The following is a 22,080-nucleotide window of genomic DNA, read 5'->3' as shown; positions in this document are numbered from 1 at the left end:
TCGATTCCGGAGACGCAACGCACCTCTCGCCTTGCTCTACCGCCACTGCCGGCCCGCGTGGGCTGGCCGTCCGCACGACCGAGGATCCGCCCTCGGCACTGTCCGCACGATCGAAGATGCCCGCCCGGCCGGCCGGTTGCGAGACTGACGCGCATGAGTCTCTCCATCGCCTGGCGGGACGGTGCCGTCGAAGCGGTCGACCAGTGCGCCCTGCCGCACGAGTACCGGCTGCTGCGGCTCACCACGCCGGGCGAAGTGATCGACGCCATCCAGCGCCTGGCCATCCGGGGGGCCCCGGCCATCGGAGTCGCCGGTGCGCTCGCGGTGGCGATGTCGGCGCGGGCGCACACGCGCGACGGCGTCTGCGACGAAGGTGCCGTCCGCGCCGACGCCCGGCGGATAGCCGACGCACGGCCGACCGCCGTGAACCTGAGCTGGGCGGTACGCCGGGTGATCGGCGAGCTCAGCGGCGGTGCAGACGCCGTGCTCGCCGAGGCGAACGCGATCCTCGTCGAGGACGAGCAGCGTAACCGCGCAGCCGCCGACGAGGCCGCCGAACTCGTCCGGCGGTTGTGCGGGCGGAAGCCGTTGCGGCTGTTGACCCACTGCAACACTGGCCGTCTGGCCACTGCGGCGTGGGGCACGGCGCTCGGCGCCATCCGCGTTCTCGCCGGCACCGGCCACGTGGCCGAGGTGCTGTTCGGTGAGACCCGGCCGCTGCTGCAGGGCGCCCGGCTCACCGCGTGGGAACTGGCCGAGGCCGGCATCCCGCACCGCATGCTGGTCGACTCGGCCGGGCCGGCCGCTCTGGCCTCGGGCATGGTGGACTGCGTCCTGGTCGGGGCGGACCGGGTGTGCGCGAACGGAGACGTGGCCAACAAGATCGGCACCTACTCGCTCGCGCTGGCCGCGCACCGTGCCGGCGTCCCCTTCATCGTCGTCGCACCCGAGTCGACCCTGGACATGTCGCTGGCCAGTGGTACGGAGATCCGCATCGAGGAGCGCGCGGCCGGTGAGGTCACCGCGTTCGGCGGGGTGGAGGTCGCGCCGGCGGGCACCGCTGTGTTCAATCCCGCGTTCGACGTCACGCCCGCGGAGCTGGTGACCGCCGTCGTCACCGAATCCGGGCCGTTCCGCCCGCTGACGACGCCGCTGTCGGCACCGCCAGTGGGTGAGCCGGTCTCATGACCTGGTCCGTCGACGGCGCGGGCAACGCCCTGGCCGAGACCGCCGCCGCGCTCTACGCCCGCGGCTGGCTGGAGGGCACCGCGGGCAACCTCTCGATCCGGATGCCCGGTGGCGAGACCGCCCTCATCACCGCCAGCGGCGTCAGCAAGGGCTCGATCACCGGCGCCGACGTGGTCGAGGTCCGCATCGACGACGCGCGCCCGGTGCGGGCCGACGCCCCGAGGCCGTCGGCCGAGACCACCATCCACGCGGCGCTGTACCGGTTGTCCGCCGAGTCCCAGGCGGTCGTCCACGCCCACCCGCCGTACGCCACCGCGACGGCGATCCTGGCGGCGCGGCGCGGCGCCGACAACGTGACGTTCACGGACCTGGAGATCATCAAAGGGCTCGGACTCTCCGATCCGTCCAAGGTCGTCGTTCCGGTGTTCGACAACCACGCCCACGTGCCCCGCATCGCCGGCGACGTCCTCGACCGCATCGCCGCGGACGCGCCGCCGGTGATGCTCATCGGCAATCACGGGGCGACCACGTGGGGGCCGACGCTGGACATCGCCCGCAACCGCATGGAATGCCTGGAGGCGATGTGCCAGCTCACGTTGTTGGTCGACCGCTCATGACGTGCCATCAGTGACAAGGAGATCTGAGATGACCCTGCTACAGGTCATGCCCAAGGACGACGGTACGAACGTGTTGACGCGCACCGAGGACATCGCCGAGATCGCCGCCGAGCTGGCGCCGCACGGCATCCGGCTCGAGCGCTGGGCGACCGTCCCGCTGGCCCCGGACGCCGGGCAGGAGGAGGTGCTCGCCGCCTACGCCTCCGAGGTGGAGCGGCTCTCGGCCGAGGGCCCGTACCCGCTCGTCGACGTGGTCCGGATGGTGCCGAACGACGCCGACCCGGAGTGGCCGGCCAAGGCGGAGGCGGCCAGGACGAAGTTCCTCAACGAGCACACCCACGACGAGGACGAGATCCGCTTCTTCGTCGAGGGCAGCGGATGCTTCTACCTCCACCTCGGTGACAAGGTCTACGCCGTGGTCTGCACGGCCGGTGACCTGATGTCGGTCCCGGCGGGCACGACGCACTGGTTCGACATGGGCACCCGGCCGCACTTCTGCGCCATCCGGTTCTTCCAGGAGGAGGACGGCTGGGTGGCCGAGTTCACCGGTTCGGAGATCGCGTCCCGGATCCCGACCCTCGACGAACTGCTCGCTCCCGCGTCCACCTCATGACCGGTGCGGTCGTCCTCGACATCGAGGGCACGGTCAGCCCGCTGTCAGCCGTGCACGACGTGCTGTTCCCCTACGCCCGCGATCGGATCGAGAGCTGGGTGCGGCAGGACCGCCCCGGCACCCGCGAGGTGGTCGCCGGGGTTCGCGGCCTGCTCGGCGACGGTTACGACCTCGACGACGTGGTACGGACGCTGCTCGACTGGCACGACCAGAACGCGAAGCACAGCCCGCTCAAGACGCTGCACGGGCTGATCTGGGAGCAGGGTTTTCTGGCCGGTGAGTTGTCCGGTGTCTTCTACGCGGACGTGCCGCCGGCACTCGCCGAGTGGCACCGGCTCGGCACGCCCTGCTGGATCTACTCCTCCGGTTCCGCGCTCGCCCAGAGGCTCTGGTTCTCCCGCAGCGACCAGGGGGATCTGCTCGGCTACCTGGCGGGGCACTTCGACACGGTGACCGGCGGCCCCAAGCGGGACCCGGCTTCCTACCGGAGGATCGCGCACGCCATCGGCGCGGACGGCAGCGACATCCTGTTCCTGTCCGACAGCCGGGCCGAGCTGGACGCCGCCCGGACGGCGGGCTGGCGGGCCGTGGGCGTACGCCGGCCCGGCTGCGAGACCGACTTCGGCACCCACCGGGTGGTCGACGACCTCGCCGGGTTCGGCGCGAGAACGGAGGTGGCCTGAGTGAGCAACGACGTGCTCGTCCCCAAGTTCGCGGCCTTCCGCAGAACGATCTTCGCCGAGATGACCGCGCTGGCGAACCGAACCGGCGCGATCAACCTCGGTCAGGGCTTCCCGGACAGCGACGGTCCTCCCGAGCTGCTCAAGGCCGCAGCGGAGGCGGTGCTCGCCGGGCACAACCAGTATCCGCCGCTGCCGGGTGTGCCCGAGCTTCGCCGCGCGATCGCCGAGCAGCGGTCGGCCGACTACGGCACACCGTACGACCCGGACACCGAGATCCTCGTGACCGCGGGCGCCACCGAGGCGATCACCGCCGCGATCGCCGCTCTGGTCCCGGCGGGCGACGAGGTCCTGGTGTTCGAGCCCTACTACGACTCGTACAGCGCGGCGATCACCATGGCCGGGGCCCGCCGGCGCACCGTACCGCTGCGTCCGGAGCACGACCGCTTCACCTTCGATCCCGACGAGCTGGCCGCGGCGGTGACCCCACGCACGCGCGCGGTGCTGGTCAACACGCCGCACAACCCGACCGGCACCGTGTTCTCGGCGGCCGAGCTGGCCCACATCGCCGCCGTCTGCCGCCGGCACGACCTGATCGCCGTCACCGACGAGGTCTACGAGCACCTGACCTTCGACGGGATCCGGCACGTCCCGCTGGCCTCGCTGCCGGGGATGGCGGAGCGAACGCTCACCATCTCCTCCGCGGGCAAGACCTTCAACGCCACCGGCTGGAAGATCGGCTGGGCGTGCGGGCCCGCGCGGATGGTCGCCGCCGTGCGGACGGTGAAGCAGTACCTCACCTTCGCCGGCGGCACGCCGTTCCAGTACGCCGTCGCCGCGGCGCTGCCCGAACGGCACGGCTGGCTGAACGAGCTCCGGGCGCGTCTCACGGCCGCCCGCGACACGCTACGGGACGCGCTCACCTCGTCCGGATGGCAGTGCTTCTCCTGCGAGGCGGGCTACTTCCTCCAGGCGGACGCCCGGTCGGTCGGCTACCTCGACGGCACCGCGCTGTGCCAGGACCTGGCCACCAAGGCGGGCGTGGTCGCCATCCCCAGCTCGGCGTTCTACGCCGACACCGAGGCGGGGCGGCACCTCGTCCGGTTCGCATTCTGCAAGAGTCACGCGGTGATCGCCACCGCCGCCGGCCGGTTGGCCGAGTTCGCCAGCACCACGAAGCAGCGGGAAGGAGCGGCATCATGGCGGGAAGCACGCCGGTCGGTGTGATCGGTGGCAGCGGGCTGTACTCGCTGCTGGAGGAAGCCGAGCAGGTCAGCGTCGAGACTCCCTACGGGGAGCCGTCCGACAGTCTGGTGCGCGGCGTGGTCGGCGGCCGCGAGGTGGTCTTCCTGCCCCGGCACGGCAAGGGCCACCGGCACCCGGCCCATGTGATCAACTACCGTGCCAACCTCTGGGCCCTGCGGTCGCTCGGCGTACGCCAGGTCCTCGGCCCCTGCGCGGTCGGCTCGCTGCGCCCCGAGCTCGGGCCGGGCACGTTCGTCGTGCCCGACCAGGTGGTCGACCGGACCAGTGGCCGCGCCGCCACCTTCTTCGACACCGGCGCCGTGCACGTCGGCTTCGCGGATCCGTACTGCCCGGACGGACGGGCCGCGGTGGTGAAGAACGCGGCCGAGTTCGGGCAGCCCGCCGTCGACGGAGGGACGATGGTCGTGATCAACGGCCCGCGGTTCTCCACCCGCGCCGAGTCGCAGTACTACGCTCGGCAGGGCTGGTCGCTGATCAACATGACCGGCCTTCCGGAAGCGTCGCTGGCTCGCGAGCTGGCCATGTGCTACACCTCGATCGCCCTCGTCACGGACCTCGACGCCGGCATCGACGAGGAGAGCGCGGTGGCACAGGACGAGGTCTTCCGCGTGTTCTCCGAGAACGTCGAGCGGCTGCGCGAACTCGTGTTGCGGACCGTGGCGGGGCTCGGTGACCAGGGGGAATGCCGGTGCGCCCACGCGCACGACGGGCTCACCATCCCCTTCGTCCTGCCGGGGTGAAGCCTGCCGGAATGACAGGGGGACCGTCCTCCCGCAGGACGGTCCCCCTGTCGTCACCGGCGCCGGGCCTGGTCCGGCGTCAATCCCACGGCATGGCCTTCGCGATGTCGTTGCGGTACCGGATGCCCTGGAAGCTCACCTCGGCTATCGCCTGGTAGGCGTGCGAGGCCGCCTCGTCGAGCGTGGCGCCGCGACCGACCAGGTTGATGCTCTTGCCCCCGTCGGTGACCAGCTGGCCGTCGGGCCGGGTGCGGGCGGCACCGTAGAAGACGAGGCAGCGGTCCCGGTCCACGGCGTCCAGACCGGTGATGGGATAGCCGCGGCCGTACTCCCCGTAGGGCCAGCCGGGAAAGGACCGGCCGGGCTCCCTGGTCGGCCCCTGGGTGGCCACGACGTTCACGAAACACTCGTCGGTGACGGCCAGCGGCGGTTGCCGGTCGAGGCTGCCGTCCAGGATGGACGCGGCCACCTCCGTGAAGTTCGTCGTGATCCGGGGGAACACCACCTCGGCCTCCGGGTCACCCATCCGGGCGTTGATCTCGATGAGGTGGAGCTGGTCTCCGACGAGCATGCAGCCGACGTAGATCACCCCGGTGTAGTGGAGTCCCTCGGCGTTGATCGCGGCAAGCAGCGGCCGCAGCATCTGACGCTCGAACCTCTCGATCTCCTCGGGTGTGTCGTCCGGGCTCGGCGAGAAGGCGCCCATGCCGCCGCACATGACGCCGCGGTTGCCGTCGTCGGACCGGGGGTAGTCGACCGCCATCGGCAGCATCAGGTGGTGTTCCCCGCCGACCAGCGCGAAGTACAGGAGTTCCCGGCCGACCAGCTTCTCCTCGATGATGATGGTTCGTCCGCCGGGGCCGAAGTCCCGGGAGACCATCAGCCGGTTGATCGCGTCGATCGCCTCGGCCTCGGTGTCGCAGATGAAGACGCCGTTGCCCTGGCACGACTCGTTGCCCTTCACCACGTGCGGGCCGTCGACCGAGCGCACGTACGCGATGGCGGCCGCCGGATCCTCGAAGTACCGGTATCCCGCGGTCGGGATGCCGTACTTCACGCACAGTTCCTTCGTGAACTTCTTGCTGGACTCGAGACGGGTCGCGGACCGGTCCGGGCCGATGGTGGGGATCCCCGCGGCGCGCAGCTCGTCGACGAACCCTTCGGTCAGCGATCTGGGATGGGCCGGCATGGCCAGGTCCGCGCCGATCTCCCGGGCGTACTCCACGACCGGGCCGGAGTGGTAGATGTCCAGCCAGGGCGCCGAGACGATGCGATCGTCCGTGATCGCCGCGCAACCGGGGGCGAGGTGCACGGTGACGTCCGGGTCGGTTCTCACGAACAGGTCGGCGAAGGCGTGGCCCCGGCCGGCGTAGTCGATGATGAGCACATTGCGCATCCAAGGGCTCCCGTTGGGGCGGCAGTTATGGGACTCGGGAAATCCGGGGTGAGCCGTCACCCGCGAGATCGCGGGGCGACACGCCGACGTGGTCGGCGAGGGCCTGGGCGAACGCCTCGGCGAGCGCTTCGAGCTGGTCGGCCCGGTCGCCCGCGTAGAGCCGCAGGAAGGGGGGCTCGCCCTCGGCGAAGGCGTCCGCGGCGGACACTCGTGGGATCGAGAAGCCGAAACTGGCTCCCTTGGTCACCTGCACGCCCGAGACGCGGGCGTAGGCGAAGATCCGGTCGAACAGCAGGTTGAGCTCACCCTTGGTGTTGCGGTCCCGGTCGTGGAACAGGAACGTCACACACCCACCCGCGTACGGCAGCCGCTCGGCGATCCGGACGTCGGGGTGGTCGGGCAGACCGGGGTAGAAGACCGCGCCGGCATCGGTGACCCGGTGGTCGCCGCGCAGCAACTCGGCGATCCGCAGGGCGTTCGCGCCGATCCGCGTCATCCGCCGGCGATAGAAGGATCGCTGATACCGCGGGAACAGGTCCGCGCCGTGCCGGTAGAGGATCAATCCCGTGTTGCGGCGTTGCCGGTCGAAGGCCTCCCGCAACTCGACCGGGTAGGCCACCATGCCGGCCATGCCGGCGTCCATGCCCAACTGGAGGTACTTCGAGCCGCTCTCGTAGTACAGCACCTCGACCTTGTCGTCGCTGTTCAGCAGGTCGGCCGGCATGCCACCGGAGAGCATGGTGCCGTCGATCACGACTGTGGTCCGCTCGATGACCACCGAGCGCAGCCGGGCCAGCAGGCCGGGCAGGTCGATCATCCGCTGCTCGGCCGTGTTCGACAGCGGGTCCACGAAGAGGGCTCGCGGCCGGTAGTGCACGACATCGGCGATGATCTCCTCGACGCCGTACCCGGAGGCCCGCTCGACCCGGACGAACGGCAGCGTGACCAACTGCTCGGACGCCTCGAAGTAGATGTACGGCGCCATCAGGACCAGGTCGCCGTTGCGCAACCGCTCCCGCAGCAGGAATGCCTCGACCAGAGTGTAGGCGGCGACACCGGACGAGGTGGCGCTGATCGAATGGCGCTCCGGTGACAGGCCGAGAACGTCGAGCAATTGCGCCTCGACCCGGCGCACCGGATCGTGCTCGTAGCGCTCGTAGTTCACGATTGGTGAGCCCTGCGCCCGGAGGTCGAAGAATTGCACGGCCACCGACTGGTCGAATGCGGCCGAACGCCATTCCAGCGCACCACGGACATAGGAGTGCGTGGCCAACCCGAAGCGGAGCGCCAGCTCGCTCGCCGACAGCAGGCTCGCGTCGATCGCGGACAGTGTCAGAAGCAGGTGCCGCTGCTCGGCGATGCGCTCGCCGGCCGCGTCGGCCGCGGCGACCAGGGCGGCGACGACCGGCTCGTCCACCGGTAGCGTGTTGCGCTCGCAATATCCGACGAACTCGTCGATGTCGTGCCGTGCCGTGCTCAGCTCCCAGGCGCAGCTGTCCAGCGCTTTGACCAAGTCCTTAACCTGGTCGGGCGCCTGCGGTCCGGCGACGTCGCCGACCGGCCCCGTGGTTGCCGGCGGGCCGCCGGAGAGGACCCGCGGCTCGCCGCTGTCGTCGGCCGTCGACCGCGTGTGCTCTGGCAACGTGCTCCTCCAACTCGGGCCGGCTGTACCGGGAACGCCGCTCCGGCGGACATCGTCACGCCAGCTCTGATGCTACTTTGTGGCCACGCCACGAAATCTTGTTCCAAATTGCTCAATTGCCGGATCACGTCGACCTGGTCGGTAGGCATGGGCACACTTGTCACGAATCTTGGGCTACATTGCCGGTGAGGGGATACGACGCTGTCATGGATGTCGACCCGCAGGCGCCACCCGCGAAGCAGGCGCGCAGCACGGGAGCGGCCGACCTCTCGAAGCGCCAGGGGCGGACGACCACTCCGACGCCGATCCTGAACCGCCAGATGGTCCTGTTGCTGCTGGCCGCGTTCGGCGCGCTCACGAACTTCTTCCTGCTCCTGTCGGTCGTCCCGCTCTATGCCGGCGGGTCGGACGCGGGCGACGTCGGTGCCGGTCTGTCCACCGGTGCGATGATGCTGTCCACGGTGCTGCTGGAACTGGCCGCACCGAAGTTGCTGGCTCGATGGGGCTATCGGACGGTGCTGACGCTGGGGCTGCTCCTGCTGGCGGTGCCGTCGCTGTTGCTGACCGTCTCGGCGGCGGTGGAGCTGGTCATCGCGGTGTCGCTGGTGCGGGGCGCCGGGTTCGGCATCTTCGTGGTCGCCGGCGGCGCCCTCGTCGCCGAACTGGTCCCACCCGAACGCCGCGGGGAAGCCCTCGGGCTGTACGGGGTCATCTGCGCGATACCGGCCGTCGTGGGGTTGCCGGCCGGGGTGTGGCTCACCGACCACGTCGGATTCTCGACGATCTTCACGGCGATGACGGTGATCGGGTTGGCCGGGGTGATCGCCGTGCTCCTCCTGCCGTCCAGGGCCGGCCGGGTCGAGCAGGAGCCCAGGGTCTTCAAGGGGATGACAGGAGCGCTGGCCCGCCCGACGCTGATCTTCACGGCACTCGCGGTGGCCTCGGGCGTGTTCGCCACCTTCCTGCCGCTGGCGGTGTCGGCGGATTCACGCGGCCTGGCCGCGCTGGCTCTGCTCATCCAGTCGTGCCTGGTCGCGCTGGCGCGCTGGGCCGCGGGCTGGATCGCCGACCGTCACGGCGTGTCCCGGCTGCTGGTCCCGGCCGTGCTCTCGGCGGCCGTCGGCACCCTCTGCGTGGTCTGGCTGGACAGCCCGGTCGCGGTGATCGCGGGCATGGTGCTGTTCGGCATCGGTTTCGGCGCGGGGCAGAACGTGACGATGGTGATGCTGTTCGAGCGGGTCGACAAGGCCGAGTTCGGCCGGGCGAGCGCGCTGTGGAACTTCGCCTACGACGCCGGGCTCGGGATAGGCGCCGTGGGATTCGGTTTCGTGGCCGACATCCTCAGTTACCCGGCCGGTTTCGCGCTGACCGCGGCGCTGCTGCTGATCGCCGTCGTCCCGGCCGTGCGGGACCGGAGCGCCCGGTCGTCCACGGGGCAACTGAGCACGCACGAGGATGACACCCGGGTAGGGACTTCTTAGCATCGCTGGCATGAACTTCACCAACGTGGATCCCCCGCATCTCGCCGATCCGGGGCTCTCCCAGGGTGCGCTCGTCACCGGTGCGCAGCGGCTGCTCTTCATCACCGGTCAAGCGCCGTTGACCGCCGAGGAAGCGGTGCCGGAGGGCTTCGAGGCACAGTGCCGGCTGGTCTGGCGCAACGTGCTGGCGGTGCTGCACGAGGCCGGGATGACCGTCGAGAACCTCGTCAAGGTCACCACCTACCTGGCCGATCGCTCCGACCGGGAGATGAACTCCAAGATCAGGCAGGAGATGCTCGGCGGCCACCGGCCCGCTCTGGGGATCATCATCACCGGATGCTGGGACGAGTCCTGGCTGCTCGAGATCGAGGCCATCGCGGCAGCCTGATGCCCTGAACCATCCGGGCCCGCCAGGTCGCGTCCTCCCTTCCGCCGGACGCGACCTGGCGGGTTTCCGCATTCGCGGGTCGGCGACGATCAGGGCGCCGGCTTGATGTTCTGGTTGAGGTGGAACACGTTGTCCGGGTCGTAGGCCCGCTTCACCTCGGCCAGCCGGGTCAGCTTGGCGGGCGGGTAGGCACGGCGGACACCGTCGGTCCCGTCGTCACTGAGCATGTTCACGTAGACCCCGCTGGCAAACGGTTCGAGCGCCGCCGCCACCTGCTTCGTCACCGCGATCCGGTCGGCGTCCTCGGCGGGATCGGTCCACGACGAGCGGACCCCGAACTCGAAGAGCGTCTGCCGGTGGCCGAACGCGGTCTCCTCGTCCGGCACCTCGGCGATCGCCCCGCCGTACGCCTCCAGCCAGCCGCCCGGCAGTCCCTCGCCGCTGCCGTCCCGCGCCCCACGGGACAGGTACGCCTCGATCGCCGCGTCCGGGAACGTCGACAGGTAGTGGTCCTTTGAGAACTGGCGCAGGCCGTGCCGATCCGCCTCGTCGTCCCTGGTCTGCAGCTCGTGATAGCTCGCTTCGTACACCCGCTCGCGCACCGGCCGGCTCAGCCCGCACAGCTCCGGCACGAGGCCCTTGCCCTGGTCGGGATCGCCGACCCAGACGTACCCGACGGTGACCTCCGCGTCGGAGACCGACGCGGTGAACGTGGCCTGGCGCGGCGCAATGGCACTGAGATCCCGCCAGCCGCGCAGCACCGCCGGACCGGCGTCGATCGGGAAGGTCAGCTCCGCCACCAGCGCCCGCGGGTCGACCGCGTGCAGCCGGAACTCGAACTCGGTGACCACGCCGAAGTTCCCGCCACCGCCGCGCAGCCCCCAGTACAGGTCCGGATGCTCGGTCCGGCTCGCCCGCAGCACCTCCCCCGCCGCCGTGACCACCTCGAACGACAGCACGTTGTCGCAGCCCAGTCCGTACTGCCTGGCCAGCCAGCCCATGCCGCCACCGAGCGTGAACCCGCCGACCCCGGTGTGCGAGACACTTCCGGTCGTGGTCGCCAGACCGTGCGGAAGTGATCCGCGGTCGACCGCGCCGAGCAGTGTTCCGCCCTTGACGACGGCGGTGCGACGTGCCGGGTCGACCTGTACACCGTGCAGCGGCCGGAGATCGATCAGCAGACCGTTCTCCGGCACGGCCGGCCCGAGTGCGGCGTGTCCGCCGCACCGCACGCCGATCTCCAGCCCGGCGTCGCGCGCGGTGCGCACGGCGGCCACCACGTCCCGCACGCTCGCACATTTGACGATCATCCGGGGCCGGTGGTCGACCATCCCGTTCCAGGCGGCGCGTGCGTCGTCGTAGTCACGGTCCCCCGGCCGGAGCACCCATCCGTCCAAGCCGTCAATCAGGTCACCCATACCGCCTCCTGTCATCCCACGATGGCTTCGGCGATGGCCTCGACGAGGCCTTCCACCTGATGCATCCGGTCCCCCACGTAGAGCCGGAGGAACCGCGGCTCGTCGTCGGGGATCGGCACATACCTGTACTCCTCCTCGGTGGTGCTGACGCTCTGCGCCCACACCCTCGGTACGGAGTAGCCGAAGCTCACGCCCTTGGTGACCTGGATGCCACGCGTCCTGGCCCGCACCAGGATGTGGTCGACCACAGTGTCGAGATTGTCCCATTCGTTGCGTACGTGATCGTGGTACAGGAACGTCACGATGCCGCTGCCGTAGGGCAGGTCGGCGGCCAGCCGCCGGTCCGGGTGGTGCGGCAGCACCGGGTGGTGCACCATCCCGGCCGAGCTGACCCGAGGATCGGCGTGCAGGAGGGTCGCCACCCTCTCGGCGTTGGCCCAGATCCGTCGCATTCTCCTGCGGTGCACCGAGACCTCGTAGCGCGGGAAAAGCTCGGCGTTGTGCCGGGCGAGCACCAGGCCGGTGTTGCGGCGCAGCATGTCCATCCGCTCGGCCAGCTCGATCGGGTACGCCACGAGACCCGCGAGGGCGAAGTCCATGCCCAACTGGAGGTACTTGGTGCAGCTCTCGTAGTAGATGACCTCCAGCCGGTCGTCGGAGGCGAGCAGTGCCGGCTGCAGCGACGCGCCGGTCATCGTCCCGTCCACGACCACGGTGCAGCGTTCGGTCACCACCTCGCGCAGCCGCCGGAAGAGCTCGGGGAGGTCAAACATCCGCTGCCGCACGTTGTTCGCCAGCGGATCGACGAAGATGACCTTCGGGCGGAGCCGGACGACGTCCGCGATGAACTCCTCGACGGTGTACCCGGTCGCCCGCTCGGCCCGAATCTCGGGCAGCGCGTGGAGCTGCTGCGCCGCCTCGTAGTAGATGTAGGGCGCCAGGAGCATCGTGTCGCCCGCACGGAGCCGGTCCCGCAGCAGGAACGCCTCGATCCAGGTGTACGCCGCCATGCCGGAGGAGGTCACCCCGATTGCGAACCGGTCAGGCGGGAGGCCGAGCAACTCCAGCAGCTGGCGCTCGACCCGGATCACGGACGCGTGCGTACCGTTGCGGTCGTAGTGGATCGTCGGCCACGCCTCGGACTGGGTGCCGAAGAACTGCACCTGGGCCGACTGCCCGTAGGACTTCGCGGACCAGTCGAGCGAGTGCCGCACATAGGCCAGCGTCGCCACGCCGAACCGCAGGACCGCCTCGCTCGCGCCCAGCAGGTCCGCCGCGTCCGTGGTGGAGGCGGCGAGCAGGGCCTGCTGCTGCCGGGCCATCCGCATACCGACCTGGTGCGTCGCGGCTACCAGCTGCGCGAGCACCGGCTCGTCCACCGGCAGCTCGTTGCGCACGCAGTACGTCGCGTACTCGTCGATCTCGCGCCGCGCGGCACGTAGTTCGACGAGGTAGCCGTCGAACTGCTCGCTCAGGTCCTTCACCTGCTCGGGCAGCACGTCGTCGAGCGGCGCGCCGGCGCCGAGGCCCGGTGCCGTCACGGAGCCCGCAGGGCCGCCGAAGCCGTGGTCCCCGCCCGTCATGCCGTCATGCCAGGCGATGGATCGCGTCATGAGCGCCATCGTCGCAACCGCCCGGCGCGATGAGCATCTTCGATCGTGCGGGTGTTCGGACATCCATCTCGGAAAATGCGCTCTTCGGAAGCGGCTCTCGCCCGCGAGCGCGGTCCGGGCCTAGTTTGAGAGGTGGAATGTCCGCGGTACGGAGGAGTTTCCATGACCGTCACGCCGTCCTCTGAGGCGCAGTCCCACCGGCCGACGGTGTTCGACACCCAGGAATGGCTCGACGCGTGGACACGGGCGACCATCGAGCGGCGACGTGTCATCCACCCGGGTCGGGCGCCGCGCTACCTGTTGGAATACTCGCCGTTCTGGCAGGGCCTCGAGAACGACACCGGCAGCGGCGTCGTCTGGGACCGGCCGGTACTCACTGTCGGCTCGATCTACTCCGTCTACGGCCCGGCATATCTGGCCGGTGACGAGTCGGCGGTGGCCGCCCTGGTCGACGAGACCCGCGAGCAGGCGCGAGACCTCGGTGCGGCCGGGGTCCTGGTGCTCAACCTGCCACCCGGTCCGGCCCGCCAGTGGGCCGCCGTCCGGCCGCCCGACGTCTTCGCCCGCCTGGACACCGCCTACTACAAGAACCCGGGCAGCGGACCGGACCCGGTGATGGGCGAGGTCAAGACGAGGAAGCGGACCGACTGGCGACGCCGCTGGCGCCGGGCCACCGAGAAGGGCGTCAAACTCGTCGAGGAGACGGGCCCTGACGCGGTGGCGCAGATCGACCGGGTTCTCGAGCTGACGAACGGCTCGTCGGTCAAGCACGGCTGGCCGGCGCTGTACGACAGCACCACCCTGGAGGCGGTGCTGTCCACGCCGTACGCCAGTCTGATCCGGGCCGTCTGGGAGGACCGGACGATCGGGGTGTCCGTGTCGCTTGAGCACGACCGCCGGCTCTACATCTGGGGCGCCGGCACCGACGCCAGCGTCTACCACGAGGTGAGCCCCTATCCGTTCATGCTGTACGAACTCCTCGCGCAGGGTGTGGAGCGCGGCTGGGACGTCATCGAGTTCGGCCGGGGCAACGACACGTTCAAGAAGCAGCACGGTTTCAAGGGCACCCACCTCTGGGGGCTGTGGTACGCGGCCGACCCGCAGGACGTCGACGTCTACCGCCCGCGGTTGACGACCGTGCACGAAGGCCTGCTGACAGTGGCCGGTTACGAGGGACTAGCGCAGCATCCATGACCACCGGCAGACGGACCGGGATCGCGGCGCTGCTGCTGTCCGCGGTGATGATGAACATCGCGTACACCATGCTGGTGCCCCTGGTGCCGGAGCTGACCGGGCGGTTCCAGATGTCCGCCCTGGAGATCGCCGCCGCGTTCAGCGGCTTCGCCGTGGCCAAGGCACTGACGCAGCCGATCGGCGGGATCCTGGTCGACCGCACGCCACGTCCGCAGGTGCTGGGTTTCCTGGGGATGAGCCTGACGGCAGCCGCAGTGCTCGGTCTGGCCTTCGCCGCCGCGGGCTGGCAGGTGCTGGCCTGGCGGCTCGCCTGGGGTGTGGCCGAGGGGCTCACCATGCCGGTGCTCTACCAGCTGGCCAGCTCGTTGGGAGCCCGTTCGCGCTACGGATCAGCCCGCGTGCTGGGCTGGTTCGGTGGCTGCTGCACGGCCGGCATGGTGCTCGGTCCCGCCGTGGTCGGTCTGCTGCACCCCGTACTCGGATTCACCGGGGTGTTCCTGGCCGGCGCGGTGGTGACCGCCGCCGGCGGAGTGCTGTTGCTCGGCCTCCGGACCGAGCCGGTGGAGGCCGAGCCGCCGGCCGCCGAGGCAGAGCGATGGAGCACGGGAGCCGTCCGCCCGCTGGTTCTCCTGGTGGCTCTCTTCGCGGTGCTCGACCTGATCAACAACGCGCTGTTCTCGGCGTTGGAACCGGTGGTCCCCCTGCACCTCGACACGTTCACGAGCAACGGGGTCGCCTACACCTCGGCGATCTACACGGCCGGGCTGGCGATGTTCATGGTCGTGGCCATGACCTGCGCCGGGTTCGTGGAGTCCCGGCCGTTGCTGGTGATCGCCGCGTACGCCCTCGGCGCCGAGGCGGTCGGTCTCGCCGCGGTCGGCCTGTTCGACGGCGTGGTGGCGATGGGTGCCGGCCTGCTGCTGTTCATGACGGCTCAGCCGGTGCTGTACCTGGTGACCCGGCAAGGGGTGAACCGCGTGCCGCGGCATCTGCTCGGGCGCGCCTTCGGGGCCTTCGGAATGGTGTCCGACACCGGAATGGTCGTGGGCCCGCTGCTGGGTGCTCTCGCCTACACCCAGCTCGGCATCTCCGCCTTCCTCGTCATGGCCGGCGTCGCCGCCGCGGCGGGACTGGGTGTCGCGCTGCTTCGGGTCGTCCGGAGCGATTTCGTGTCCGAGAAGAGCGTCGGGAGTCCTGCCGGCGGCGAGCCGGTGCGGGCGGAGCGATGACCCGCGCCGAGGGAGCGCGGACGGAACATCACATCGTGCCGGCATGAAGCAACATGGGAGATGACTGGTCGATCTCCGGCGGGCAGCATTGGCCTGACCAATCGCCGGGCCGACCAGGAGAGTGACGTGTCGACCGTTTCACCCAAGGTCATGGAGAACTACGCCTCGCAGGCCTTCCTCGGTAGCTACCTGTACACCGACTGGGGGGACGTCGTCCTGCCCGAGGCCCTGCCGGACCGCCGCCTCGCGCGGGCCGAGCCGCCGGTCGCGGGGCGTTTCGCCCGCGCGACGGCCGACCTCGTGGTGCAGTGGTGGCCGTCCGCGGAGCCGCCGGCCCGGGTCTTCGACGTCGGTGGCGGCACGGGCCGTTTCCTGTACGAGATGGCCCGCCGCGGCTTCGGCGACGAGGAGCGCGTGCTGTCGGAACCGGCCGACATGTTCAACGTGTGGGCGCGGCGCCTGCTGTGCGGCGAGCCGTTCGACGGCTGGTTCCCCATGCCACCGCGTGATTCCGAGCGGCCGGACTTCCGCCTCGTGGACGCCGCGGACATCCCGAAGCCGGACGACAAGGCCACCGTCTACCCGGTGCCGGCCGAACAGGTGCCCCGGGAGGCCGGCCACTTCGACCTCGTCAGCGTGCTCAACGTCGTCGACCGGGTGCCGGACCCACGCCAGGTCGTGTCGGCGGCGGCGCGGCTGCTGCGTCCGGGCGGCCTGCTCGTGCTCTCCAGCCCGCTGGCCTTCGAGAGCCAGTACACCGACGAGGCGAACTGGGTCAGCGACCTGCACGAGCTGGTGGACAGCGACGAGTGGTCGGAGGTCGGCCAGCACGAGGGCGTGCCCTACGAGTTCCTCTACTACGACCGGCACCTCACCCGCTACTACAGTCAGGTGCTCGCCGTCACCAAGCGGTGAGGCCGGCCGGAACGCACGGCAGCGCCCGGGCCGGCGGCCCCGTGCGGGGCCGCCGGCCCGGCCCTGTCACAGCACCCCGTTCGCCAGTCTCGTGACGACCTCGGTGATCACGTCGTTCGAGAGGGAGAAGGACACCCGCACGTACGGCCGCTCCGGCGGGTTGAGGTAGAACGCCTCGCCGGGCACCGTGCCGATGCGGGTCCTCTCCAGCAGGACCTCGGCTGCCTCCGTCCCGCTCGCCACTCCCATGGCGGAACAGTCGACCAGCAGGTAGTAGGCACCCTCGGGCTCGTTGGGCGACAGCCCGGCGGCCGTGAAGCCGGCCGCCAGGGCACGGCGCTTGCCGTCGTACGTGGCACGCAGGTCGCGGTAGTAGTCGTCACCCATCCGCAGCGCCCGCGCGCCGAACTCCTGCAACGGGGTGGCCGCGCATCCCACCAGCGCGTCGGCGGCGAGCCGCACCGTACTCATCAGGGGGGCCGGGCCGCAGACGTAGCCCAGCCGCCAGCCGGGGATGCTGAACGACTTCGACAGCGAGGAAATCGTCAGCGTCCGCTCGCCGAGGCCGCCGACGGTCGCCGGGGCGAGGTGCGGGTCGGAACCGAAGTAGATGTCCGCGTACACCTCGTCGCTGATGACGAGCAGGTCGTGTTCCTCGGCGACGGCCGAGACGATCATCAGCTCCGCCTCGGTGAACCGTCGCCCGCTCGGGTTGTTCGGCGTGCAGACGATCATCGCGCGGGTGTGTTCGGTGATGGCGGCCCGCAGGCCCTCCTCGGTGATCTCGAACGTCGGCGCGGCGAGCCGCACCGGTTCGGGGCGCAGGTTCAGCACCTTCAGCGCTGACAGGTGGTAGCTGTAGAAGGGCTCGAAGACGAGCACGCCGTCACCGGCGTCCAGCAGCGCCGTGAGCGTCGCCAGCAGACCGCCCGTCGCGCCGATCGTGGTCACGACCTCGGTGGACGGGTCCACGCTGAGCCCGCTGTGCCGCTTGAGGCGGTCGGCGACCGCGTCCCGGAAGACGCCCAGGCCCTCGGCGGGACTGTACGAGTGGTCCACCTTCCCGAAATCGCGGGCGCTCTCGACCAGCAACGACGGCGGCGGCGGCACCTGGCACAGCCCTTGCGCGAGGTTGATGGCATCGAGTTCCTGGCACCGCGCGGTCATCGCCCTGATCGAGGACTGCTGCATGCCGCGCATCCTCTTGCCGATCTTCGCCATGGTTGGTCTCCGAACTCCGGTAGCTGACGCTGCCGGCAGCGAGGGTGAACGGTTCAGCTGACCGCACGGCTCGTGGCGGGCGTCGCAGCGGCCGGCGCTGCTTCCATGATCGCCAGGCCGGCCTTCCGTTGTCTTCTCTCACGTTGCCGGCCCCGGCCACCACGCGACGAAGCGGCGCGACGGCACGCCGAACGGCGGATCCGCGCGAACGCCGCGCGGATCCGCCGACCGGACCGGAACTCAGGCGGGGACCTGGTCACCCCCGGCACGGGAGCCGTCCGGCGCCGTCGCCTCGGCCACCAGCGAGCCCGCGGCCGTCGTGTGCGAGCTGGCGAACAGCAGCGGATGGGCCGAACGGATGCCCTCCACCACGAGGTCGTAGGGGACGTCGTCGAACTCCCCCCGCATGAGCAGGAACTCCATGTGCTGCCGGCCCTGCTCGTCGAAGGGGTGGTACAGGCTGTCGGACAGCCCGTCGAAGTCCAGCGGCCTGATCTGGTAGAGCTTGCAGAGCATCTTGTTGAACACCGGAGTCGCCTTGACCCAGGTGCCGTTCAGGTGGACCGAGGTCAGGCTGTGGAAGCGGAAGATGTCGCCGCCGACGAGTTCCCGCAGCCGGGGCGAGGCCAGGTGGTTGCGGACGTCGCCGTAGACGATCCGGCTCGGCACGCCGACCGCGCGCAGCGCCGCCGCGTACAGGATCGACTTGTGTACGCAGAAACCGAAGCCGCGCTCGATCACCCCGCTGGCGGTGAGCCCACGGCGGGAGAGGTCCGCGCCGTACACCTCGTAGCGGATGCCGTCCCGCACGGCGTAGTACAACCGGACCGCCTTGTCGACGTCCGAGCCGCCCGCGTCGTCGCCGAGGGCATCTCGGACGAAGCCGCGCACCACGGGCGAGTCGTAGTCCAGGAACTCGGTGGCCCGTACCAGTGCCGGGTCGATGTCACTCATGTCGTGCGCCCCCCTGTCGAGCCGGCCGCCGGGGCGGTCCGACCCAGCCCCATCAGGGCCGCCACCCGCTGACGTTGGATCTCCGAGGTACCGGAGTAGATGGTTCCGGACACCGCGTTGCGCAGGTCCTTTTCCAGCCCGTACTCGGTGGTGTAGCCGTATCCGCCGAATACCTGCACGGCGGCGAGTGCGGACCGGACGTTGCTCTCACTGACGACCAGCTTGGCGATCGCCACATCGGTGGCGACGTTCTCCCCGGCGGCCATCCGCTCGGCGGTGTCGTAGAGCCACTTGCGGGAGGTCTCCAGGTCGATGCGCATGTCGACGATCCGGTTCGACACCGACTGGTAGGAACCGATCGCGGCCCCGAACTGGACGCGGGTGCGGGCGTACTCGACGCACCGCTCCAGGCGGTGCTGCATCTCGCCCAGCACCCCGGCGAAACCGCACAGGATCTCCCACCGCATCACCGCGTCGAGCACCAGCAGGCCCGCGCCGACCGATCCGACGACATGGTCGCGCGGCACCCGCACGTCGTCGAGGAACACCTCCGACAGCGGGGACGTGCGCAGCCCCATCTTGCCGATCGGCCCGCCGACGCTCAGTCCGGGCGAGTCCCGCCGGACCAGGAACGCGGTGACCGCTGTCGGGTTACCGGGGCGGCCGGTACGGGCGTAGACGACCACCAGGTCGGCGATCGGGCCGTTGCTGACGAACGCCTTGCTGCCGCGCAGCACGAAGTGGTCGTCCTGCGCGGTCGCGGTGGTGGCCATGTTGGTCACGTCGGAGCCGCCGGCCGGCTCGGTGATCGCGTGCGCGCCGATCATCGTGCCGGCGGCGATCTCCGGCAGGTACCGCTCCCGCAGCGCCGGAGAGCCGAAGCGCTGCAACGGGACTCCGGTGCTGACCAGGTGGGTGCAGGCGGAGAAGGTCAGCCCGGCGTCGCGGCAGACGTAACCGAGCCCTTCCAGGACGTACATCGTGGTCGGCAGGTCACGGCCGAGGCCGCCGTACGCCTCGGGAAAGGGCAGTCCGAACAACCCGGTCGCGCGGAGGCGCTTCCACCCGTCCCAGGAGAACTCGCCGCTGGCGTCCCGCTCCAGATGGTCCGCGCCGACCTGCCGTCCGACCTGCTCGGCCGCGTCGCGCAAAGCCCGCTGTTCGTCATTCCAGCGCATGCCCGGCCTCAGTACTGCGAGAATTCGACGGAGTCCAGGTTGTGTCGCTCCGTGCCGACGAGCGGCGGGTTGAAGATGCTGATCAGCTCGAGATCGGTGTCGGGCGCGGCGATCAGGAAGTGGGCGTCGTGCTCGTTCAACGCGTAGAGCACCCCGGGCCGCAGCTCCCAGGTCTGGGAGCCGTCCGCGGTCACCACCGAGCCCTGACCGCCGACGCACAAGCATGCCTCGAGATGGCGGCGGTACTCCAGCCGCGACTTGGTCCCTGCGCGTACGACCGTGTGGCACACAGTGAAGCCCATCTTGTCGGTCGTGAGCAGGTACCGGTAGCTGAGACCGTTGCCCCACTCCACGGGCTCGATCTCTTCCCTCGTGCGAACGATCATCAGTTTCAGTCCTCGTCCGGTCAGCCGATGGCGGCGTGGGTTCGGGCGGTGGTGACCAAGGCGGCCATGGCGTCGACCGACCGGAAGTTGTCCGGCGAGATGTCCAGGTCGTCCATGGGGATCCGGTAGTGCTCGCCGAGCCAGGCGATGAGCTGGAGCAGCCGCAGGCTGTCCACCACACCGGTGTCGAGCAGGTCGTAGCTGGAATCGAGTTCCTCGGGAGCGGTGCCCGGAAGGTACTCCGACACCACGTACCGGGTTATCTCGTCGGCGAGGCTCATATCAGCTCCCTCATCAGGTGGTCACAGACCCGACGGCGGTCGACCTTGCCGGTGGGTCCCACCGGCAGCGGTTCGGTGACCAGGCGGAAAATCTCGGGGATCGCCACCCGGGTGAGCCGGGCGGCGCAGTACGTGCGCAGGGCGAGGCCACTCGGGCCGTCGCCTCCGGTACGGACCACGGCGTACAGCCGGGTGCCGGCCGCCGGGTCGGGCAACGCGACGACGACCGCCTCGACGACCTGGTCGTGGGTCTGGATGACCCGCTCGATCTCCTCGAGGTTGACCCGTACGCCGCGGACCTTGACCTGGAAGTCGTTGCGACCGGCCAGGGTGAGCCGGCCGTCGGCGCCCCGGTGGACCAGATCCCCGGTGCGGTACCAGGTGCGCTCGCCCCGGTCGGTGACCCGGCGGAAGAACCGGTCCCCCGGGGCCTCGTCACCGAGGTAGGCGTCGGCCTGGAAGGGCGTGGCCACCACGAGCTCGCCCGTGCCGGGGCCGGTCAGCACCTGCCCCTGGTCGAGCAGTGCGACCTCCACCCCGGGGATGGGCCGGCCCAGGGGCAGCACGTCGTCCGTCGCGGCCTGTTCGGGGCCGAAAGTGTGCAGGAAGCTGTCGTTGGTCTCGGTGCACCCGTACACGTTGTGGAAGGTCGCCCGGGGGAACACGGCCGGCAGCGCGGCACGGACCCGGCGTGGGGTGTGGTCGCCGGTCAGCAGGACGTGCCGGACCTCTGGGAAGGCACTGCCGTCGCCCGCCTCGGTGAGCAGCCGGAACAACATCGGCACCGCCTGGACGACAGCCGGCCCGGCCTGCGCGAACAACTCCAGCAGGTAGCGAGGCTGGGCCGCCCGGGCCGGGTCGACCAGCACCACCTCGCCGCCGTGGCACAGGGTGGCCCACACGTCCAGCAGGCAGAGGTCGAAGTTGAGTGGCGCGTAGTTGAGCACCCGGGTGCCCGCGGTGACGCCGAACTGGCCGGCGGCCCAGTCGACGAACCGGCCCACGCCGGCGGCCGGCAGCGGGACGATCTTGGGCAGCCCGGTGGATCCGGAGGTCGTCAGCAGCAGACAGGTGCCCGGCGGGAGCGCGGGCGCCGTCCGGGCGACCGGGACCGGCCGGACCCGCAGGCCCCCGTCGTCGACCGCGAGGACCGCGGCGCACCCCGCCCGCTCGACGAGCGCGTCGAAGACCTGCGCACCCAGGTCGCTGGAGAGCAGCAGCACCGGCTGCCCGGCGGCGAGACAGGCCAGCACCGCCGCCACCGACTCCGGCGACTTGGTGGCGCGCACCGCCACCGGAGCCTCGCCCGTCGGCACGCCGGCCAGATGGGCGGACGCCTTCGCGGCCAGCTCGACCAACTCGGCGTAGCTGACCAGCCGGTCCCGCCAGCGCAACGCCGTCGCCGTGGGCGTCCGCTCAGCCTGCTCGTGGATGCGGGACGCGATGGAACCGTTCGACACCGCTTCCCCCTCTCGCATGTGCCGACCGGCAATCTCCCCCCGACCGACCCGACGCACCGATCTTCGAGTCCGCCGGGCAGATGTGCATCTTCCAAAATGCGCAGGGCCGCGGGTGCGCCGACGAGCCGCCCGACATCGGCGCGACATGCTGGTATTTCTTGACATCGATGGGATCCGTGCCCGGGGACACGGCGCCGGGTCGGCTGACCGGGCCGGGGCG

The 22,080-nt window shown here is 70.4% G+C and carries 21 protein-coding genes; 11 read left to right on the top strand and 10 right to left on the bottom strand.

Annotated elements, in window-relative coordinates; genetic code table 11:
- Positions 1–153 precede the first annotated feature (153 nt).
- From mtnA to AB0C17_RS07100, 6 genes are read left to right on the top strand one after another with little or no spacing between them, the layout of a single operon-like run.
- Positions 154–1,188 (top strand): S-methyl-5-thioribose-1-phosphate isomerase, encoded by a 1,035-nt coding sequence (gene mtnA, locus AB0C17_RS07125; RefSeq protein WP_357386719.1) that lies wholly within the window; start codon positions 154–156, stop codon positions 1,186–1,188.
- Positions 1,185–1,805, top strand: coding sequence for a methylthioribulose 1-phosphate dehydratase (gene mtnB, locus AB0C17_RS07120; RefSeq protein ID WP_357386717.1), 621 nt, complete (start codon positions 1,185–1,187; stop codon positions 1,803–1,805). Before mtnA ends, mtnB begins: the two co-directional genes overlap by 4 nt.
- A gap of 28 nt (positions 1,806–1,833) precedes the next feature.
- Positions 1,834–2,418: a cupin gene (locus tag AB0C17_RS07115; protein WP_357386715.1), complete on the top strand. Its 585-nt coding sequence runs from the start codon at positions 1,834–1,836 to the stop codon at positions 2,416–2,418.
- Positions 2,415–3,101, top strand: a complete 687-nt coding sequence (mtnC, locus tag AB0C17_RS07110; RefSeq protein WP_357386713.1) for an acireductone synthase — start codon at positions 2,415–2,417, stop codon at positions 3,099–3,101. Before AB0C17_RS07115 ends, mtnC begins: the two co-directional genes overlap by 4 nt.
- Positions 3,102–4,325, top strand: coding sequence for a pyridoxal phosphate-dependent aminotransferase (locus tag AB0C17_RS07105; RefSeq protein ID WP_357477148.1), 1,224 nt, complete (start codon positions 3,102–3,104; stop codon positions 4,323–4,325). It abuts the gene before it with no gap.
- Entirely contained in the window at positions 4,298–5,104 is an 807-nt protein-coding gene (locus AB0C17_RS07100; protein ID WP_357386709.1) for an S-methyl-5'-thioadenosine phosphorylase, read from the top strand. The genes AB0C17_RS07105 and AB0C17_RS07100 overlap by 28 nt, the downstream gene beginning before the upstream one ends.
- 79 nt (positions 5,105–5,183) lie before the next feature.
- Here the strand turns inward: AB0C17_RS07100 and purD are convergent, their stop codons facing one another.
- A complete protein-coding gene (purD, locus tag AB0C17_RS07095; RefSeq protein WP_357386707.1) occupies positions 5,184–6,500 on the bottom strand; it encodes a phosphoribosylamine--glycine ligase in 1,317 nt (438 codons plus the stop codon).
- A gap of 25 nt (positions 6,501–6,525) precedes the next feature.
- Complete coding sequence (locus AB0C17_RS07090; protein ID WP_357477146.1) at positions 6,526–8,013, bottom strand: PLP-dependent transferase; 1,488 nt, start codon at positions 8,011–8,013, stop codon at positions 6,526–6,528.
- A 245-nt stretch (positions 8,014–8,258) separates the two neighbouring features.
- Here AB0C17_RS07090 and AB0C17_RS07085 point away from each other — a divergent pair, with 245 nt between their 5' ends.
- Together AB0C17_RS07085 and AB0C17_RS07080 are read left to right on the top strand one after the other, a co-directional pair.
- Positions 8,259–9,623: an MFS transporter gene (locus AB0C17_RS07085; protein WP_357477143.1), complete on the top strand. Its 1,365-nt coding sequence runs from the start codon at positions 8,259–8,261 to the stop codon at positions 9,621–9,623.
- Between the two features lie 10 nt (positions 9,624–9,633).
- The gene (locus AB0C17_RS07080; protein WP_357386700.1) at positions 9,634–10,011 is read left to right on the top strand and encodes a RidA family protein; all 378 of its coding nucleotides are present in this window, start codon (positions 9,634–9,636) and stop codon (positions 10,009–10,011) included.
- An 89-nt stretch (positions 10,012–10,100) separates the two neighbouring features.
- Here AB0C17_RS07080 and AB0C17_RS07075 read toward each other — a convergent pair whose 3' ends face one another.
- Together AB0C17_RS07075 and AB0C17_RS07070 are read right to left on the bottom strand one after the other, a co-directional pair.
- Entirely contained in the window at positions 10,101–11,429 is a 1,329-nt protein-coding gene (locus tag AB0C17_RS07075; RefSeq protein WP_357468131.1) for an FAD-binding oxidoreductase, read from the bottom strand.
- Positions 11,430–11,440: 11 nt separating this feature from the next.
- On the bottom strand, positions 11,441–13,042 hold the full coding sequence (locus AB0C17_RS07070; protein ID WP_357468134.1) for a PLP-dependent transferase: 1,602 nt from the start codon (positions 13,040–13,042) through the stop codon (positions 11,441–11,443).
- 162 nt (positions 13,043–13,204) lie between these two features.
- Between AB0C17_RS07070 and AB0C17_RS07065 the strand changes: the two genes are divergently transcribed.
- The 3 genes from AB0C17_RS07065 (at position 13,205) to AB0C17_RS07055 (ending at position 16,380) form a co-directional block, all read left to right on the top strand.
- On the top strand, positions 13,205–14,236 hold the full coding sequence (locus AB0C17_RS07065) for a GNAT family N-acetyltransferase (RefSeq protein WP_357386695.1): 1,032 nt from the start codon (positions 13,205–13,207) through the stop codon (positions 14,234–14,236).
- Positions 14,233–15,465 (top strand): MFS transporter, encoded by a 1,233-nt coding sequence (locus AB0C17_RS07060; RefSeq protein ID WP_357386693.1) that lies wholly within the window; start codon positions 14,233–14,235, stop codon positions 15,463–15,465. Before AB0C17_RS07065 ends, AB0C17_RS07060 begins: the two co-directional genes overlap by 4 nt.
- A gap of 126 nt (positions 15,466–15,591) precedes the next feature.
- Positions 15,592–16,380, top strand: coding sequence for a methyltransferase domain-containing protein (locus tag AB0C17_RS07055; RefSeq protein WP_357386691.1), 789 nt, complete (start codon positions 15,592–15,594; stop codon positions 16,378–16,380).
- Positions 16,381–16,446: 66 nt separating this feature from the next.
- Here AB0C17_RS07055 and AB0C17_RS07050 read toward each other — a convergent pair whose 3' ends face one another.
- From AB0C17_RS07050 to AB0C17_RS07025, 6 genes are all read right to left on the bottom strand, one after another.
- The gene (locus AB0C17_RS07050) at positions 16,447–17,601 is read right to left on the bottom strand and encodes an aminotransferase class I/II-fold pyridoxal phosphate-dependent enzyme (protein ID WP_357386689.1); all 1,155 of its coding nucleotides are present in this window, start codon (positions 17,599–17,601) and stop codon (positions 16,447–16,449) included.
- A 240-nt stretch (positions 17,602–17,841) separates the two neighbouring features.
- Entirely contained in the window at positions 17,842–18,555 is a 714-nt protein-coding gene (locus tag AB0C17_RS07045; RefSeq protein ID WP_357386687.1) for a transglutaminase domain-containing protein, read from the bottom strand.
- Complete coding sequence (locus AB0C17_RS07040; RefSeq protein WP_357386685.1) at positions 18,552–19,733, bottom strand: acyl-CoA dehydrogenase family protein; 1,182 nt, start codon at positions 19,731–19,733, stop codon at positions 18,552–18,554. The genes AB0C17_RS07045 and AB0C17_RS07040 overlap by 4 nt, the downstream gene beginning before the upstream one ends.
- Before the next feature lie 8 nt (positions 19,734–19,741).
- Entirely contained in the window at positions 19,742–20,119 is a 378-nt protein-coding gene (locus AB0C17_RS07035) for an ectoine synthase (RefSeq protein WP_357386683.1), read from the bottom strand.
- A 20-nt stretch (positions 20,120–20,139) separates the two neighbouring features.
- Entirely contained in the window at positions 20,140–20,400 is a 261-nt protein-coding gene (locus AB0C17_RS07030; RefSeq protein WP_357386681.1) for a phosphopantetheine-binding protein, read from the bottom strand.
- Positions 20,397–21,860: an AMP-binding protein gene (locus tag AB0C17_RS07025; RefSeq protein WP_357386679.1), complete on the bottom strand. Its 1,464-nt coding sequence runs from the start codon at positions 21,858–21,860 to the stop codon at positions 20,397–20,399. The genes AB0C17_RS07030 and AB0C17_RS07025 overlap by 4 nt, the downstream gene beginning before the upstream one ends.
- Positions 21,861–22,080: the final 220 nt, after the last annotated feature.

Source organism: Micromonospora sp. NPDC048887 (genome assembly GCF_040649715.1).
In the GTDB taxonomy this organism is placed as follows: Bacteria; Actinomycetota; Actinomycetes; order Mycobacteriales; family Micromonosporaceae; genus Micromonospora.
The sequence above is the reverse complement of the archived record's forward strand: the minus strand, read 5'-3'. Positions and strand labels throughout refer to the sequence as shown.